Origin of the sequence: Flavobacterium indicum GPTSA100-9 = DSM 17447, from assembly GCF_000455605.1 — a bacterium.
GTDB classification, from domain to species: domain Bacteria; phylum Bacteroidota; class Bacteroidia; order Flavobacteriales; family Flavobacteriaceae; genus Flavobacterium; species Flavobacterium indicum.
In genome coordinates, this window is record NC_017025.1 from 2,949,107 (window position 1) to 2,966,950 (window position 17,844).

17 protein-coding genes are annotated in these 17,844 nt (G+C 31.5%); 7 read left to right on the plus strand and 10 right to left on the minus strand.

Annotated elements, in window-relative coordinates; genetic code table 11:
- Nucleotides 1-4: 4 nt before the first annotated feature.
- Both KQS_RS13670 and KQS_RS13675 read left to right on the plus strand, forming a co-directional pair.
- Entirely contained in the window at nt 5-517 is a 513-nt protein-coding gene (locus tag KQS_RS13670) for an acyl-CoA thioesterase (protein ID WP_014389765.1), read from the plus strand.
- Complete coding sequence (locus tag KQS_RS13675) at nt 517-1,575, plus strand: ferredoxin--NADP reductase (RefSeq protein WP_041252133.1); 1,059 nt, start codon at nt 517-519, stop codon at nt 1,573-1,575. The genes KQS_RS13670 and KQS_RS13675 overlap by 1 nt, the downstream gene beginning before the upstream one ends.
- Nucleotides 1,576-1,594: 19 nt before the next feature.
- Here KQS_RS13675 and KQS_RS13680 read toward each other — a convergent pair whose 3' ends face one another.
- Nucleotides 1,595-2,683 (minus strand): helix-turn-helix domain-containing protein, encoded by a 1,089-nt coding sequence (locus KQS_RS13680; protein WP_014389767.1) that lies wholly within the window; start codon nt 2,681-2,683, stop codon nt 1,595-1,597.
- A 132-nt stretch (nt 2,684-2,815) separates the two neighbouring features.
- Between KQS_RS13680 and KQS_RS13685 the strand changes: the two genes are divergently transcribed.
- Entirely contained in the window at nt 2,816-5,062 is a 2,247-nt protein-coding gene (locus KQS_RS13685; protein ID WP_014389768.1) for a hypothetical protein, read from the plus strand.
- 30 nt (nt 5,063-5,092) lie between these two features.
- On the opposite strand, the gene KQS_RS13690 is transcribed toward KQS_RS13685, so the two are convergent.
- Nucleotides 5,093-6,130, minus strand: coding sequence for a glycosyltransferase family 9 protein (locus KQS_RS13690; RefSeq protein ID WP_014389769.1), 1,038 nt, complete (start codon nt 6,128-6,130; stop codon nt 5,093-5,095).
- Between the two features lie 73 nt (nt 6,131-6,203).
- Nucleotides 6,204-6,809 (minus strand): DUF4254 domain-containing protein, encoded by a 606-nt coding sequence (locus tag KQS_RS13695; RefSeq protein ID WP_014389770.1) that lies wholly within the window; start codon nt 6,807-6,809, stop codon nt 6,204-6,206.
- A 77-nt stretch (nt 6,810-6,886) separates the two neighbouring features.
- Here KQS_RS13695 and upp point away from each other — a divergent pair, with 77 nt between their 5' ends.
- Nucleotides 6,887-7,540, plus strand: coding sequence for a uracil phosphoribosyltransferase (gene upp, locus KQS_RS13700; protein WP_014389771.1), 654 nt, complete (start codon nt 6,887-6,889; stop codon nt 7,538-7,540).
- Here upp and KQS_RS13705 read toward each other — a convergent pair.
- The gene (locus tag KQS_RS13705; protein WP_014389772.1) at nt 7,535-8,464 is read right to left on the minus strand and encodes a DUF6427 family protein; all 930 of its coding nucleotides are present in this window, start codon (nt 8,462-8,464) and stop codon (nt 7,535-7,537) included. The genes upp and KQS_RS13705 overlap by 6 nt on opposite strands.
- 44 nt (nt 8,465-8,508) lie before the next feature.
- Between KQS_RS13705 and KQS_RS13710 the strand changes: the two genes are divergently transcribed.
- Nucleotides 8,509-8,739: a DUF6341 family protein gene (locus KQS_RS13710; RefSeq protein ID WP_014389773.1), complete on the plus strand. Its 231-nt coding sequence runs from the start codon at nt 8,509-8,511 to the stop codon at nt 8,737-8,739.
- An 18-nt stretch (nt 8,740-8,757) separates the two neighbouring features.
- Here the strand turns inward: KQS_RS13710 and purD are convergent, their stop codons facing one another.
- Complete coding sequence (purD, locus tag KQS_RS13715) at nt 8,758-10,029, minus strand: phosphoribosylamine--glycine ligase (protein WP_014389774.1); 1,272 nt, start codon at nt 10,027-10,029, stop codon at nt 8,758-8,760.
- Nucleotides 10,030-10,128: 99 nt separating this feature from the next.
- Between purD and KQS_RS13720 the strand changes: the two genes are divergently transcribed.
- Nucleotides 10,129-11,436 (plus strand): phenylacetate--CoA ligase family protein, encoded by a 1,308-nt coding sequence (locus KQS_RS13720; protein WP_041252346.1) that lies wholly within the window; start codon nt 10,129-10,131, stop codon nt 11,434-11,436.
- Here KQS_RS13720 and KQS_RS13725 read toward each other — a convergent pair.
- The 5 genes from KQS_RS13725 to KQS_RS13745 are packed head-to-tail and all read right to left on the minus strand — an operon-like array spanning nt 11,421 to nt 16,944.
- Entirely contained in the window at nt 11,421-12,197 is a 777-nt protein-coding gene (locus KQS_RS13725; RefSeq protein ID WP_014389776.1) for a glycosyltransferase family 2 protein, read from the minus strand. The genes KQS_RS13720 and KQS_RS13725 overlap by 16 nt on opposite strands.
- A complete protein-coding gene (locus KQS_RS13730; protein ID WP_014389777.1) occupies nt 12,197-13,549 on the minus strand; it encodes an undecaprenyl-phosphate glucose phosphotransferase in 1,353 nt (450 codons plus the stop codon). The genes KQS_RS13725 and KQS_RS13730 overlap by 1 nt, the downstream gene beginning before the upstream one ends.
- The gene (locus KQS_RS13735) at nt 13,550-14,533 is read right to left on the minus strand and encodes a UDP-glucuronic acid decarboxylase family protein (protein WP_014389778.1); all 984 of its coding nucleotides are present in this window, start codon (nt 14,531-14,533) and stop codon (nt 13,550-13,552) included.
- Nucleotides 14,534-14,552: 19 nt separating this feature from the next.
- Nucleotides 14,553-15,896, minus strand: coding sequence for an O-antigen ligase family protein (locus tag KQS_RS13740; protein ID WP_041252134.1), 1,344 nt, complete (start codon nt 15,894-15,896; stop codon nt 14,553-14,555).
- Nucleotides 15,838-16,944 (minus strand): DUF1972 domain-containing protein, encoded by a 1,107-nt coding sequence (locus KQS_RS13745; RefSeq protein ID WP_014389780.1) that lies wholly within the window; start codon nt 16,942-16,944, stop codon nt 15,838-15,840. The genes KQS_RS13740 and KQS_RS13745 overlap by 59 nt, the downstream gene beginning before the upstream one ends.
- Before the next feature lie 121 nt (nt 16,945-17,065).
- Between KQS_RS13745 and KQS_RS13750 the strand changes: the two genes are divergently transcribed.
- Entirely contained in the window at nt 17,066-17,842 is a 777-nt protein-coding gene (locus KQS_RS13750) for a 2OG-Fe(II) oxygenase (RefSeq protein WP_014389781.1), read from the plus strand.
- Nucleotides 17,843-17,844 lie beyond the last annotated feature (2 nt).

The window sequence follows — 17,844 nt, forward strand, 5'->3', positions numbered from 1 at the left end:
AACAATGCAACCAAAATTTCCTCAAGATTCAATTACAACACTTACCGACTTAGTTTTACCTGGAGAAACCAACCCATTAAACAACTTATTTGGTGGAGAACTTTTAGCTAGAATGGACAGAGCTGCAAGTATAACTGCAAGAAGACATTCTCGTAGAGTTTGTGTAACCGCATCAGTAAACCATGTTGCATTTAATAGAGCTATCCCCCTTGGGAGCGTGGTAACCGTAGAATCTAAAGTTTCAAGAACTTTTAATACGTCTATGGAAATATTCATTGATGTTTGGATTGAAGACCGCGAATCAGGAATTAAAAATAAAGCAAACGAAGCCATTTATACTTTCGTTGCTGTTGATGAGACTGGACGACCTGTTCCTGTTCCTCCAATTATTCCAGAAACTGATTTAGAAAAACAACGTTATGAAGCCGCATTACGAAGAAAACAACTAAGTTTAGTTTTAGCTGGAAAAATGAAACCAAACGAAGCTACAGAACTTAAAGCGTTATTTACAGAATAATTATGAACTTTTATAAATTAAAAATACAAGAAGTAAAAAGAGAAACACCAAGTGCTGTTTCAATCCTTTTTCACGTCCCAGATGAATTGAAAACCTTTTATCAATTTACAGCGGGGCAGTACGTTACCTTAAAACTTACATTAGACGGAAAAGAAGTTAGAAGAGCGTATTCTATTTGCACTGCTCCTAAAAGTGGCGAATTAAGAATCGCGGTTAAAGAAGTAGCTCAAGGTTATTTTTCAAAATTTGCAAATCAAAAACTAACCGCTGGCGATTTATTAGAGGTAAGTGTACCTGAAGGTAAATTTACTTTTGAACCTCATGTAGATGCTCAAAAATCTTATGCGGCTTTTGCGGCCGGAAGTGGAATTACACCTGTTATTTCAATTGCAAAAACCGTATTACTAGAAGAACCCAAAAGCACTTTCGTATTGGTATATGGTAATAAAAAACCAGAAGAAACCATATTTCATGACGAATTAGCACACTTACAACAACAGTTTTTAGGTCGCTTTTTTGTTCACTTTGTTTACAGTCAAACGAACATTCCAAACGAATTATTTGGAAGAATTGATAAATCAGTTGTAAATAATGTGATTAAAAACAAACACGCGGATAAAGCTTTCAGTAAGTTTTACTTATGTGGCCCTGAAGAAATGATTACTACTGTTTCTTCTGTTTTAAAAGAAAACAATGTAGCGGACAAAGACATTAAATTTGAATTGTTTGGCACCTCCTCTTCAAAAGAAGAAAGTTCTACTAATGCAGTTTCTGATGGCCATACTCAAATTACAATTTTAGTGGATAGTGACGAAACAACTTTTGAAATGAGTCAGAAACAAACCATTTTAGAAGCGGCATTAAAACACGGATTAGATGTTCCTTATTCTTGCCAAGGTGGAATTTGCAGCAGTTGTATTTGTAAAGTTACCGAAGGAAATGTAACTATGAAGAAAAACCAAATATTAACAGATGAAGAAATTGCCGATGGATTAACCCTTTCTTGTCAGGCAGTACCCACATCCGCAACAATAAAAGTCGATTTTGACAATTTATAAAAATAACAAAAGGAGCTCATTAAGCTCCTTTTGTATTTTTAAAATCCGTTGGAGTCATACCAACCTGTTTTTTAAACAAACTATTAAATGAAGATTTCGAATTAAACCCAGATTTATTAGCGATAGACTCTATTGTATATTGTTTAAAATCATTTGAAAGCAACATTTTTTTTGCTTCTTCTAATCTGTATGAATTTATAAATGTTGCAAAATTAACACCGTATCTTGTATTTATAAAAATAGATAAATATTTTTCATTGGTTCCAATTTTTTTAGCCAGTTCATTTAATGACAATGAAGCATTTAAATAAGGCTTTTCATCAACAATGTAAGAGGATAATTTTTGATCTAAATCGTTAAATAGTGCATCAAATTGGGTTGAATCTTTAATTTCATTATGAAAATTTTGCTCTTTGTTTTTCAATTGTACTTGTGTACGATTAATATACGCCACATAGATAAAATAAATGGAAGAATAGAGTTCAAATGATACTTTTAAAAATTTTGGAACTAAACCTAAAAGTGTTAGTACCATTAAAAGAAAAAACAAAACATATCCTAAAATAAAATATTGAATCTGCGATGGTTGTATCTTATACGTAGTATCCAATTTATATTCTTCCTTATATCTTCTATAAACAGAGTAAGACCTGTAGATATAATATAAATTTAGCAATGGAAAAACAAACAAAAGGGCAAGATAATTTGAATACGTCAATAAATCTTCTGCTAGTTCTTTCATAAACAAATTCTTCTTTGTATTCATGTATATAAAAGAAAATACATTGATTAAAAGAAGAAGAATTGCTAAAACAAAATGTTTGATACCATTATTAAAGGTTGTTTTAGCTAAAAACAAAATGTATAAATACAACAGTGGTGGTACGGCAAGTATAAAAACAAAGAAAAACAACATCAACAACTCTGATAAACCTGTTGGAATACCATTTAATTTTTCAGTTGACAGAAAAAAAGAAGCAATTGCTAAGGTCCAATTTAAAAAATAAAACCCTAAAATTTTTGTCCCTGTATTTCCATTGCTTTTGGGTATCAATAAGAAAAACATCGCCAAAATAAAAGCAATTAATACAGGTATTAATAAAGTCATTAAAGATTAAATTTTATGTTATTTTATCGTCTAAAAATAAGGAATTTGTTTGAAAACAAGGAAAGCGAACAACAAAAAATTTAAAATTTTAGAAATGTGAAATAGTTTTGAACCGCATCAAAATTTATAAAAATGAAAAAAACTATTCACTTATTCATTACATTTTTTTCACTTGTCATTTCTTATGGACAAGTTGGAATTGGAACAACTAATCCACATGCAAGTTCTATTCTTGAATTAAACAGTACTTCACAAGGATTATTAATTACTCGACTAACTTCTGCACAGAGAGATGCGATTATTTCTCCAGCAAATGGATTAATAATATATAATACTTCTATTAATTGTTTCCAATATTATAAAAATTTTTCGTGGTTTTCACTATGTGACGCTACAGTTTCGAGTTTAAATTGTGGTGGTGGTACTGCAAGTAATGGTGCTGTTGGGGTTCCTTATTCAGGTAATGCAACCCTACCCTATTTAGGAGGTAACGGTGGTTCTTATTCCTCGGGTTATCCTATTTCTTCTACTGGAGTAAGTGGATTAACAGCAACATTACAAGCAGGTACATTATCAAATGGTGCTGGAAACTTAACTTTTACAATATCAGGAACACCTACTTCTAGTGGAACAGCTAATTTTGCCTTTTCCTTTGGAGGACAGAGCTGTACTTTTTCAATAACTATTGACGGACCAACCATTGCTTCTATTCCTTGTTCAGCCCCGTTTACAATCACACCTGCTGGAAACGGTATTGCTGGTTTGCCCTTCAATAAAATAGTATCGGTTCCCTATACTGGAGGAAATGGAGTAGCCTATTCTGCAGGATCACCAATATCCTCGATTGGAGTTACAGGGTTAACAGCAACTTTAAACGCTGGCACATTAGCTACTGGTGCTGGAAATTTTACTTTTACAGTAACAGGAACACCCAATCCATTTGTGTCCGCATCAACAACCGCTACTGCAACATTCCCTTTTACTTTTGATGGTAAAAATTGTAGCTTTACTGTAACTATAAATAAAGCTAGTATTGCTCCTATTACTTGTTCTTCTGCTGTGGTTGAAAATCCAACAACAGGAAGTAATGGTTCACCATACGTTGGAACGATTACCATAACCTACCCTGCTGGTGGAAACGGAGGTTGTTTTGATGAACAAACAATAACATCATCAACTGTTACTGGATTAACAGCCATCTTGCCGGCAGGTTGTACTAATACCGCAGGTGGAACTCTCGTTTTCAATGTTTCAGGCACACCCACATCGGTTGGTAATGCCCGGTTTAACTTAAGCAATTTTATAACAAATTTAGGTTGTTCAGGAGCAGACGTTCAAATTACAATTAGTGGAAGTCCAATAGTAACCGGTTTAAACTGTAGTGCCGCAACGCATTCACCTAGTTCTGCTACACAATTAAGTGCTTATTCTGGAACAACAACTTTACCCTATACCGGTGGAAATGGTGTGGCTTATCCCACCCAAACCATACATTCAACAGGGGTAACTGGATTAACAGCTGTTTTAATCCCTGGCACTTTAGCCTCAGGAAATGGGAATCTTACTTTTACAGTAACTGGTACACCAATAACTTCAGGATGGGCAACTTTTACTATTACATTTGGAGGACAAACGTGTGCTTTTTCCATAAGAGTGAATGGTAGAGTAATTACAATTGACTATATTGATAATTCAAGTGTTGGTGGTGCAGCAAGAAGATTTCCCCAACAATATGTTCCAGGAAATTATGGTCCCTCTGGTGTTTTTAATACTATTGGGGGCATATCTACGAGTGATTTTACTACTACTTTTAACGGGGGTATATCTGCATTAACAATGAAAAACACTAAAGATATTGTAGCTTTAGGCCCTCATCATGTTTCAGCTGCTGCTAGAAGTGTAGCAGACTGCCAAAGAATTAGAGATTATGTTTCATTAGGTGGCATCGCAATTATCACTTTAGATGCTCAAAGCGCAAATTCATTAACTACAGCCAATACAATTTTTGCGGCTTTTGGAGGCACAGGTACTTTTAGCTCTAATACCACTACAACCTATACCGCAATTCCTTCATTGTCGAGTGTTTTTTGGGGAACTTCTCCCTCTGGTGTAACTTTAGACAGCTCGGGTTCTGCTAATACAGTCAGTGCAAAATTAAATGCTGGATATGTATTACCTCCCGGATCTATTGTATTAGCAAGATATGCAGATGACACGCCCGCTATTTGGACTTGTGGGGAAGGAAATCGTGCCTTATTTATTTGTGATGATGGTATTTGTGATTCAACATTGTTTACTACTGTTACCGTAAACAATGATTTTGAACGATTTATGCACAATATGTTAAAAAATTATATTTTAGTTCATTTAGGATTTTGATGCAAACCCAATAACTAAATTAAAAAGGAGCTAATTAAGCTCCTTTTGTATTTTATTAATAACTGTTGTTGGTAAAATGGTTCGCATCACATCTTCATACCCTTCCACTTTTTTATTTCCGTAAACGGAAGTTGGCAAAAACGGATAGCGTTCTCTGTCTGAAGTGATACAAAAGTCATCCGGTTGATGAAATGGTTGAAAACCAGCATAAGGATGTGTGGCTCCCCAAAGTGTAATGACTTTAATACCCAACATCGCGGCAATATGAGCATTTCCAGAATCCATTGAAAGCATCAAGTCTAAATTAGAAATCACTTCTAACTCTTGTTTGAATTTTAGTTTTCCAGCCAAAACAATTACATTTTCGTTTTGATTTTGCAATTGATTCAACAGCTGAATTTCTTTTTCTCCTCCGCCAAATAAGAATATTTTGTTCTCTTTATTATGTGCTAATCCATCAATAACTTTTTGCATTAAATCTAACGGATACACTTTACTTTCATACTGTGCAAAGGGCGCTATGCCAATCCATTTTAGATTTTTTATTCCGGTTATAGCAATGATTTCTTCTGATAAAAGTGCTTTTTCTGGGAATTGAGCTTTCGTTAAATCAATTGAAAAACCTAATTGTTCAAACGTTTCAACATGTCTTTGAAACATGGATTTTGTTGGAGAAATAGTCTTTACTGCTAACTTTGTTAATTCTCTTTTGTCTTTTCTACCTTTATCTGTAGCTGCTACTTTTTTCCCGCTAATTGTAAATAATGATCGGACCACTTTAGAACGAAGTACATTATGTAAATCGGCAACCGCATCAATATTCAGTTTTCGCAAATCAGAAAACAAACGTAATAAACCTAAGAATCCTTTGTGTCGTTCTTTCAAATCCACACCAAAGAAATTCACATTCGGAATTCCGTCAAAAAAAGGCTGAAAAAAAGGTCGAGAAACCACTGTAATTTTTACATCTGGGTATTGTAAAACCAAGGCCCTCAACACAGGAACTATCATCGCGACATCACCCATAGCGGATAAACGAATTACGGCGATATGTTTTGTTTTTTGCATATTTATAAATAAAAAACCATTAAGAAAAAGAGTAAAACTCAAATTCTTAATGGTTAAAAGTATAAAAAAAAAATTATTTTTTATTCTGATACAACACAGGATTTAACTCCTCATCGTTATACATTTTCATTTGTTTGTACACTTTCATGTATTTGTCGCCATTAGCAATATCCGTTAACAATTCGCTAATTGAGATAAACATGTCGTTCTTTTGTTCTAATAGTACATTTAATTTTTCTTGACATTTTGCACGATGTTCTGCTGATGCTTCTTCACGAGTCGCCTCTTCATTCATGTGGTAAATTTTCAAAGCTAAAATTGACAAACGATCAATAGCCCAAGCAGGACTTTCGGTATTAATTTTAGCATTAGGTTTTACTTGAACCTCTTTATATTTATCTAAAAAATAGCTGTCAATATATTCCACCATATCTGTACGAACCTGATTAGAAGCGTCTATCTTACGTTTTAAATCTAGTGCTGCAACAGGATCAATATTAGGATCACGTACAATATCTTCATAATGCCACTGAACCGTGTCAACCCAGTTCTTTGCATATAATAAATATTCAATACTTCCTTTTTCAAAAGGATTTAACACCGGTTGGTACACATCATTTATAACATGATAGTCTTTGATACTTTGTTCAAAAATTGGGAAAGCAAATTCAGCGAACATAATTTAATTTATTTAATTTCTACAAAAATAACGTTTTTTTGTACTTTTACTTCAAATTAGTTAAATAAACTTCAACTATGCACATTCATTATATTTCAGAACAAAACAGTATTCTCAATCATTTTTTAGCTCAAATTCGCGATATTCACATCCAAAAAGACAGTATGCGCTTTCGAAAAAACATCGAAAGAATTGGTGAAATTATGGCTTACGAATTAAGCAAAACTTTAGAATATAGAGCTATAGATGTGCAAACCCCGTTGGGAATTAAACACACTACTACTATTGCAGAACCTGTTGTTTTATGTTCCATTCTAAGAGCTGGTTTAGCCTTACATCAAGGGTTTATGAACTTTTTTGATAATGCAGAAAACGGATTTGTGTCTGCTTATAGACATCATTATGATAACGATGATAAATTTGATATTTTAGTAGAATACCAAGCAGCCCCATCCTTTGAAGGTAAAAATTTAATTTTAATTGACCCCATGTTAGCAACAGGTCAATCTATAGTGGCTGTTTTACATAAATTACATTTAGAACAAAAACCAAAGGAAATTCATATTGCCGTTGTTATTGCAACTCCAGAAGGAATTGATTATTTACAAAAAAACCTGCCTGAAAACTGCCATTTATGGGTTGCAGCATTAGATGATCGATTAAATGAAAAAAACTACATTCTACCTGGATTAGGAGATGCGGGTGATTTAGCCTATGGAAGCAAATTATAATTGTAATACAAACAGCGTAATTCCTACAGCAAATAAAATATAAAGCGAGGTTTCTTTAAAATTGTTGTTGTCTAATTTTTCAAACATATTTGCCCCTAAAATGGCCAATGGTGCAAATGAATAAATAAGCATATCATTTGTTTTATCCATAGATAAAGCATAGATTCCAATAGCTAATAAAAAAGAAAAATATACTTGTTTATAAGAAGATTGCATGTTTAAAGGTTTGTTCTGGTAATCAAAAATTTGAGAAGCAAAAAACAAAACCGATATTGACACATAAGACGCTAGTGCCATATTCTCAAAAGTTGTTTTGTGACTGGTGAAGTCAAAACTAACTTGAATCATTTCTTGAAAATTCAATTCATATTTTCCAAAGAAAAACAAACTGAAAAAAATATGAAGTATCCAAACACAAAACAATGAAATAAAAGGAATTAACCAGTTTTTATAATCTTTACCCGAGTGAAATATTATTGAAATAAAAACTAAAATAATATAAGCAATACTCCAAAAATGAAATAAAGCAGATAGGAAAATCCAAAAAGAAGCATCAAAGATTTTTTCTTTTGGAGAATTCAGTGTTCGCAATGAAATTAACCTTCTTAAAGCAAGTAACAAGAAAAAATTGGATAATACTATTTGCCAATTATCCAAAATACTTGGAAACATTAATACAAATATTAGAAACAATAAAATAGCATAATTATCATTCTTTGTTAATGCATTTCTAAGAGAAATAAAGTTAACTAAAATAAAAGAAGCAATTATTAAAACAAAAATAGCAGATTCTTTTAGTAACGTTTGTGTTTCAAAAAAATCTTTATCTCTTGTAAATTGATAAATAAAAAAAGAAATTACAACAAAAAATCCAGTTAAAACGTAATTAAATGGACGAGTTTTACTAAAAAGACTTGCTAACATAAAGATATTTTATATTTTTGTAGTGTAAAATTAATCAAAAAAAAATGAAAGCATTTTTCGAAGCTATACAATTCTTGTTTGAAGAAATATTATTCTTACCAATGAACTTATTCAGAGAGTGGGAATTAACAAACTGGTGGGGTGCTAACATCATCAATTGGATTTTTATTGTTATTTGTTGTTATTGGACTGTTTATTGGACTAAACAGTTAAATTTACACAAAAAGAACAACGAAGATAATCAAGATACTACAGCACATTCTTTCTTGAAATAATTTAAATATAGGATTTGATTATAAATCAAATCCTATATCTTTTCTATAATACATCTTATCGAAATTTAGTTTTTCTATATTTTGATAAGATTTTTTTGTGGCCTCTTTAAAGTCATTTCCATAAGAAGTAACGGCAAGTACTCTACCCCCATTAGTTACAACTTGATTGTTTTCTAATTTTGTTCCAGCATGAAAAACAATAGAATCTTCTACATTTTCAAAACCTGTAATTACATCGCCTTTAGTATAATCTTCTGGATAGCCGCCAGCAACCACCATTACAGTAGCAGCGGTTCTTTCGTCTAATTCAAAAGTAAAGGCTTCCAACTCTTCATTAGCTACCGCTTGAAATAATGCTACTAAATCACTTTTAATTCTTGGCAATACAACTTCCGTTTCAGGGTCACCCATTCTTACATTGTACTCAATTACAAACGGATCGTTTCCAACTTTTATTAAGCCAATAAAAACAAAACCTTTGTATTCAATATTGTCATTTTTTAATCCATTTACAGTTGGAATCACAATTCTTTCCTCAATTTTTTGCATGAAATCAGCATCAACAAAAGGTACGGGTGAAATAGCTCCCATTCCTCCTGTGTTTAAACCTTGGTCTCCTTCTCCAATCCTTTTATAATCTTTTGCTGTAGGGAGAATTTTGTAGCTTTTACCATCGGTTAAAACGAAGCAACTTAATTCAATTCCATCTAAAAACTCTTCAATCACAACTTTGGCACTTGCTGCACCAAATTTAGCCTCCACTAACATATTTTTCAATTCCTCTTTAGCTTCTTGAAGATCGTTAAGGATTAAAACACCTTTACCAGCAGCTAAACCATCCGCTTTCAACACAAATGGAGGTTGTAATGTTTCTAAAAAAGCAAATCCTTCATTTACAGTTTCCGCTGTAAAACTTTGATATTTAGCCGTTGGAATAGTATTTTTAACTAAAAATTGTTTCGCAAATTCTTTACTTCCTTCTAATTGTGCCCCGTATTTTGAAGGTCCAATTACTGGTATAGACGATAATTCTGCATCGTTTTTAAAGAAATCATAAACACCATTAACCAAGGGATCTTCTGGTCCTACTACCACCATTTTTATGTTTTCTTGTAAAACAAATGTTTTAACCGCTTCAAAATCATTAGGATTAATAGCTACATTTTTCGCTATTTGCTGAGTTCCTGCATTACCTGGCGCTACAAATAATTGCGTGCATTGAGAACTTTGAGTAATTTTCCATGCAAAAGCATGTTCTCTTCCGCCTGAACCTAAAAGTAAAATATTCATGTTGTGTTGTTTTGTTTTGGCAAAAATACTTCCTTTTCTATCGAAAAAAAAATTTAGGTGTCGCGGATTATTTATATTTTTGAAGAAACCTTTATGACTGTGTTAAAACTATTTGATTTGTCTTTGTGGATTAATGGCTTTCCCATGAAAAAAGCCAAAGTTGAATTTGAAAAAAACCTTCAAATTCCAGCTAATGACTATCAAAAATTCATTGAAAACAAACGAAAAGAAATAGTTGATTTTCATATTAAAAACAATCCTTTTTATACCAATCTTGTTAAAGGAATTGATATTTCTAATTGGGAAGCACTTCCTGTTTTAACCAAAAAAGAGTTGCAAAAACCGTTAGTGGAACGTCTTTCTAATGGCTTTGAAAAAAATATTTACATCAATAAAACATCTGGCTCTAGTGGTGATCCGTTTGTGTTTGCTAAAGATAAATTTTCCCATGCTTTAACTTGGTATTCCAATATTTACCGATTTGGTTGGTTTGGAGTAGATTTTAATTCCTCGTTTCAAGCCCGATTTTATGGTATTCCACTGGATAAATTTGGTTACTATAAAGAACGACTTAAAGATTTTTTAGCTCATCGATACCGATTTCCTATTTTCGATTTATCTGATGAAGTGTTAGAAAAAGTATTGCATCATTTTTATAAAAAGAGGTTTGATTACATTAATGGTTATACGAGTTCGGTCGTTTTATTTGCCAAGTTTTTACAATCAAAAAACATCGTCTTAAAATCGATTTGTCCGAGCTTAAAAGTGTGCATGGTTACTTCAGAAATGTTGTTTGAGGACGACAAAGAAATTCTTGAAAAATGGCTGGGAGTTCCAATTGTAAATGAGTATGGTGCCTCTGAACTGGATTTAATTGCATTTCAAAATCCGAATGGGGAATGGCAAGTGAATGCCGAAACCTTGTTTGTAGAAATATTGGATGAAAACAATCAAGCCGTCCCCAATGGTGTTGAAGGAAAAGTGGTAATTACTTCATTGTACAATACAGCCCATCCGTTTATTCGTTACGAAATTGGAGATGTAGGTGTTTTAGATGAAAAAAGCACTTGGAAAAAACCAATTTTAAAGAAACTGATTGGAAGAACTAACGATGTGGCACTCTTACCAAGTGGAAAAAAATCACCTGGATTGACTTTTTATTATGTGACCAAGAGTATTATTCAAGACGATGGAAATGTAAAAGAATTTATTGTAAAACAAACCAGCATTGCTACATTTGAAATTGATTATGTTAGCGAAAAAGAATTAACTCCGCAACAAATAAAAGCTATTGAAATTGCAATTGCTACTTATTTAGAACCTGGTTTGCATTTTACTTATAACCGTAAACTTGTATTAGAACGCACAAAAAGAGGGAAACTAAAACAGTTTCAAAGTTTTGTGTAATTTTGAATTTTATATTTTGGTTTAATAACCATTTGGGTAAATAAAAATCGGATTAAATCGAAACCTGCTTTTAAAGCACCTTGTTGGTGGTATTCTTTGTAAACCAAATAATTATATTTAATTAATTTCCATTTTGAAGCCGAAATAGAATCTTTTCGAACACGATAATAGGCTAAATTTTCTGGTGTTGGAATTACTTTTCCCACTTGTTTCACTAAAGTAAGCCACAACATCCAATCTTGTCTTTTTTTAAAAGAAGAAATGGGTATTTTTCCAAAATAATCTACCGAATATATTCCCGTTAAATTACCCACCCAATTACAATAATATAATTGATTATAGGAAATTTGTAAAGGAGTAGTAATTACTTCATTAAGCGGATTAGCATTTTCGTCCATTAATTCGTAAAAAGAAAAAGTTAATGGTAAATCGTGTGTCTTCATAAAATGAAGTTGCTCCTGAAGTTTGGTTGGCTTCCACAAATCATCCGCGTCTAAAAAAGCAATATAGTTGCCCGAAGCCTCATTTAATGCTGTATTTCTAGCCACACCACTCCCACTATTAACGGCTAATTGAATAAGTTTAATTCTGGTATCATTTGCAGCCAAATTGGCAACAATCTCAACAGTACGATCTTGTGAACAATCATCAACAATAATAAGTTCCCAATTCGAATACGTTTGGTTTTGAACCGAATAAACTGTTTGAGCAATGTAATTTGCTGAATTGTAAGCAGGAGTTATAATAGAAATCAAAGCCATTAGTATGCCTTTTCTTCGCCTTTAATGGCATTTACAACTGTTTTAAAAATAATTTTTAAATCTAGAAGAATTGTCCAATTTTCTAAATAAAAAATATCAAAACGCACACGATTAACTATATCTTTATCCGTTTCAACTTCACCTCTATATCCGTTAATTTGAGCCAATCCTGTTATACCTGGTTTAATAAAATGGCGAACCATAAATTTATCTACACTTTTGGCATACATTTCTGTATGGCTAACCATGTGTGGTCTTGGTCCAACAACAGACATTTCGCCAAGTAACACATTGAAAAATTGAGGCAATTCATCTATACTTGATTTTCGTAAAAATCTGCCCAATCTAGTAATTCTAGGGTCGTTTTTTTGCACTTGTTCTAAATCGGCAATTGGATTTAATCGCATAGATCTAAATTTATAACACATGAATTCTTCATAATTTAATCCGTTTCTTTTTTGTTTAAAAAAAACAGGTCCTTTAGAATCCAATTTTATAAGAATTGCTAAAATAGGCGTAAGCCAAGAAAGAAGTAATACAATTATTAATAGCGAAAATCCGATATCAAAAATTCTTTTAAATCTTTTATTAATCTCTTTTTCTAGCGGTATAGTTCTTAACGAAATTATTGGAATATATCCATAATACTCCACCGCTAAATTTCTAAGTAATGTGTTTTTGCTATCGGGTAAAAGTTTTATGGTTTTTAAATTATTATCGGCAAAATTAATAAGATCCTCCACATCATTATTGCTCAATGTATTTAATGCTCCATACATTTCATCTACTTTGTTTTCTAATACAAAGTTGAACGCTTCTTCTAAACCTTGCTTTTTATTACTTTTTAAATCGAATATTTTTAAAAGATTATAGCCATAATCAGGATTATCATTAAAAAAGAACTCAAGTTCTTCAACACTTTTCCCGTTACCTATGATAACTACTTTTCGAAGATTACCTCCGTAAAAAAGGCGGTATTTCCTTAAAAGATAGAAAATTGAAAATTTTAAAAAGGCTACAGCTGCAAAACAAACAAATATATAATTCCAAACTTCATGGGTTGTAACATATTTATACTTGTAGCCTACGTAGGCAAAAGTCACTAAACTAATAAAGAAAAATTGTTTAATTAATTTTCCTAAAATTTGAGTTTCTTTAGTATAACGATAAACTTCATAAAATCCAGAATAATAAGATATTGCCAACCAAAAAGTAGAAACAATGGTATGATAACCAAAGTTACTCATAGCTGGTCTCATACAAACTAATATTAAAAGATTTAGTATAAGTAAATCTAATACGGTTTGTATTGGTCCAATATAACCTGAATATCTGCCTGTTTTTCTTTTCAATTAATAGATATATTTTGAAAAATCTTTATGTTCTTCCTTCGCTAATTCTTCAGGTGATAAAGATTTAAAATAGTCATACGTAATTTTCATTCCTTCTGCTCTTGGCACTTTTGCTTCCCAACCTAATAATTCTTTGGCTCTGGTTGTATCAGGTTGACGTTGCATAGGGTCATTTACAGGTAAATCTTTATAAATGATTTTTTGAGTAGTACCTGTTAATTTTATTATTTCTTCTGCAAAATCTTTAATAGTAATTTCATCTGGATTACCAATGTTTACTGGTAAATGGTAATCTGAATGCAACAATCTAAAAATACCTTCTACTTGATCATCCACATAACAAAACGAACGTGTTTGGCTTCCATCGCCAAAAACAGTTAAATCTTCCCCTCTTAAGGCTTGACCTATAAAAGCAGGGATTACACGCCCGTCGTTTAAACGCATTCTAGGCCCGTATGTATTGAATATTCGAACAATTCTTGTTTCTACCCCATGGAATGTGTGATAAGCCATTGTGATTGCTTCCTGATAACGTTTTGCTTCGTCATAAACCCCTCTTGGGCCAATGGTATTTACATTTCCATAATAATCTTCGGTTTGTGGGTGCACTAAAGGATCACCATATACTTCTGACGTAGAAGCGATCAATATTCTTGCTTTTTTAACTCGTGCTAATCCTAATAAATTATGCGTTCCCATTGCTCCAACTTTTAACGTTTGGATAGGAATTTTTAAATAATCAATTGGACTTGCTGGTGATGCAAAATGAAGAATATAATCTAATTTACCCGGAACATGGACAAATTTAGTAATATCGTGATGGTAAAATTCAAAGTTTTTTTCTTTAAACAAATGTTCAATATTTTTTAAATCGCCTGTAATTAAATTGTCCATTCCAATTACGAAATAGCCTTCTGCTATAAATCGATCACATAAATGTGAACCCAAAAATCCCGCTGCTCCTGTAATTAATATGCGTTTCATGTAGTTTTTTTCAATATTTTTAAAAATGAAAATCTTTTATCAATTGTTTTTTCTGTTCGTTATTGTTCATAAAAAAACAATAAAACATGATAAAAAAACAAACTCCTCGTTGCCTCCATAAAAAAGATTCTGTCAAAAATAAGCTTATCATTAGAATTGCGAAAGTAATATGGATAAAATCTTTATTTGAAAAAGCCTTTTTAATATTTAAAAACAACATTAGAATCAAAAAAAACAAACCAACTATTCCTAAGTCGGCGAAATTTTGAACATATTGATTGTGAAAATTATAGGATCCGTATCCTGGATATAAATTGTGTTCTTTTTCTTTTTCTTGGATTTTTTCTTGAGAAGCATTCATCCCGAAACCTTTCCAGAAAATTGGATATTCCATTATTAGTTCTTTAAAAACTCTAACTTGATATACACGAAAAGCCGTTCCAGGAAAATAATCATTATGAGTAAATTTTTCTTGATTCCAAGCTTGGTAAATACTTATATTATTTACACTACTACTGGTATTACTGTTGTTTGTTAAACTAGAATTGGTGTTGCTGGTAAATTCAATTAAAAAACGTTCTTTAATTTTACTAAAAGACAAAATAACACCAAGTAGAACCAATACAATAGTGGCATTTCTTAATCGTAGTTTATTCGCTATTTTAGAAGAGTAAAAAGTACGTAAAAAGATTAAAACTATAAAAACGATTATAATGTTTTTTGAAGATAATAATAAAACAAAAACAAATAATAATCCTAAAATTATTTTTTCAATAGTTGTTTTAGATTCTTTACAAAAGAAATAAAAAAAGGATAGTACAACATAAACAGATACATGAATTGCATTTAACAATCTAGGTACTAATCCTGTATCTACATCATTTTCAGGACCATGATAAAAGAAAACAGATACATCTTTCGTTAAAATGTACCGAACACCTGCTCTTATTAAAAAATAAATTACATAACCAACCATTGCAAAGCTGTAATATTTAAAAATCAAATTTTTCTGTTCAGAAGAAAATGGTTTTTTAATTACAAAAGCTAATGGAATTAAAATTAATGTAATTTCTTTAAAGATGGCCTTTAATGAATCGTCAGGTTCATAGGACCAAAAATAGGAAAGTAGCATCCAAATAAACAAACTCATTGGAACGATAAAAACGAAACCGATTTTTAATTTGCTTTTATTCAAACTTAGGAAAGCACTCAAAACAAAAATAGCTGTAGCAATATTATTAACAGCCATAGAAATTGGAAAAGTAATTAACAACAATAAAAACGGAATAAAAGTGCTATTTTTTTTACTTTCGTCTAGAATTTCTTTCCATGCAGACTTCAAAAAACTGTAAATACTGTTCATTTATTTTATTCCAATTAAATGTTGAATCAATTGCTAAATAATTATTTTCAATCAAGTGCAAGTTATCACTTTTTTTGGTAGAATTTAAGATATTTTTAACGTCATTAGAATTCGTAAAATACAATGCGTTTTCTTGTAAAACCCCTTTGTTAAATTCATTATTATGTGCCGCAATTAAAGCGCCTGAAGACATAGCTTCAAGCAATGAAGGGTTGGTACCTCCTACGGTGTGACCGTGAAAATATAGATTAGAGTAAAATCGTAAATGATTCAATGCATTTAGGTTATAAATAGCGCCTAAAAATCGAATACGTTTATCCGAAGAAAATTTATTTTTTAAATATTCCCCGTGTTTATTTTGATGGTTTCCAATTACCAATATAGGCATAGTTGTGTTGGATTGCGCATAACCATCCAACACCATTTCAAAATTATTTTCTGGTTCAAAACGAGCCATTATCATGTTAAATTGGTATTCATTAACATCATACTCATTCAAAACTTCTGAATTATTTGCTTTAAAATTGTCTGCCCCATAAGCTATGTATTTGCTTGGAACATGATATTTTTGTTGTAAATAATTTTGAATACCTAATGAATCGGCGATAAGAAAATCACTGTTTTTAACTGCTAACTTTTCAGCCCATTTCAATGCTTGTTGAACAGGTTTTGAATACTTTGTTCTTTTCCATTCTAACCCATCCATATTGGTAATTACTACGGCATTTTTGGGGTGTAATTTAAACCAAACCGAACTACTAGTATAACCTAGTTGAAGTATAATATCAAAGTTTTTTTTTCTAGCGTCTAAAATACAATTTAGGTCGTAAATAAATTGACCTATTGTACCTATTTTATTTTCAGGATCATGGCAATGAATTAATTTCACGCCTTTAAATTCTTTTTCTTGATAAGGATGTGTGTGCGAATTATATACATAGACCTCGTGTCCTTTTTCTGCTAAAAAAACAGAAAAAAACTCAGCAAATTGTTCAAAACCTCCGTAATGATTGGGAACGCCACGTGTGCCTAAGATGCCTATTTTCATTTGCTATTGTCGAATTTATCTGAAAATTGCAAAGTAAATGGAATTTTTTAAACATTAAATGACTTTAATCAATTATTTTCTATTTAAATAATTGTTATTTTTGCATGTAAACATTTTTGAAATGATCAATTTTGATAAAATAGAAGCAAATTTAGAAAGCTTAAGAATACAATATTTAACTGCTCAGCCTTTTCCTTATTTAATTATTGATGGGTTTTGTGATGAAGAAAAATTAACAAAAGCTTATAATTCTATTCCAGAGTTAGATAATAAAAGTAGAGATTATGCTTTTGCAAATAACAAATTTGAAAAATCAAATTACAAAGTACTTTCTCCTGAATTAGACGAATTGTATCATGATTTAGCTTCGGAACGTTTTAATAAAATTTTATCATTTATTACAGCTAAGAAAATATTTGTTGACCCAAAGAACCATGGTGGTGGTTTACACCAAGGAAAAAAGAATAGCTTTTTAGATATGCATTTGGATTTCAACTATCATCCCATCAACAAAAACTGGTATAGAGAACTAAATTTGCTTTTATACTTAAACAAAGATTGGAAAGAAGAGTATAAAGGTCACTTAAAAATTAGAGATCTTAGAACTGATGAAGAAGCAGAATTAGCCGTTCCTTTTAATCGTTTGATTATTCAACAATGTGCTCCTTACACTTTGCATGGTTATGACATGACCAATTTCCCAGAGGGAAGATACAGAACGTCTATTGCAACGTATGCATATCAAGTACACAATATGCATTTTGAAAAACCAAGAACTACCGATTGGTTTCCGAAAGAAGATGCTTCATTTGCCAAAAAATTATTAGCTAAAAATTATAATTTCTTAGTACAAACTAAAAATAAATTTTTTGGTAGTGGTACGGCTAAAAACCAGTAATC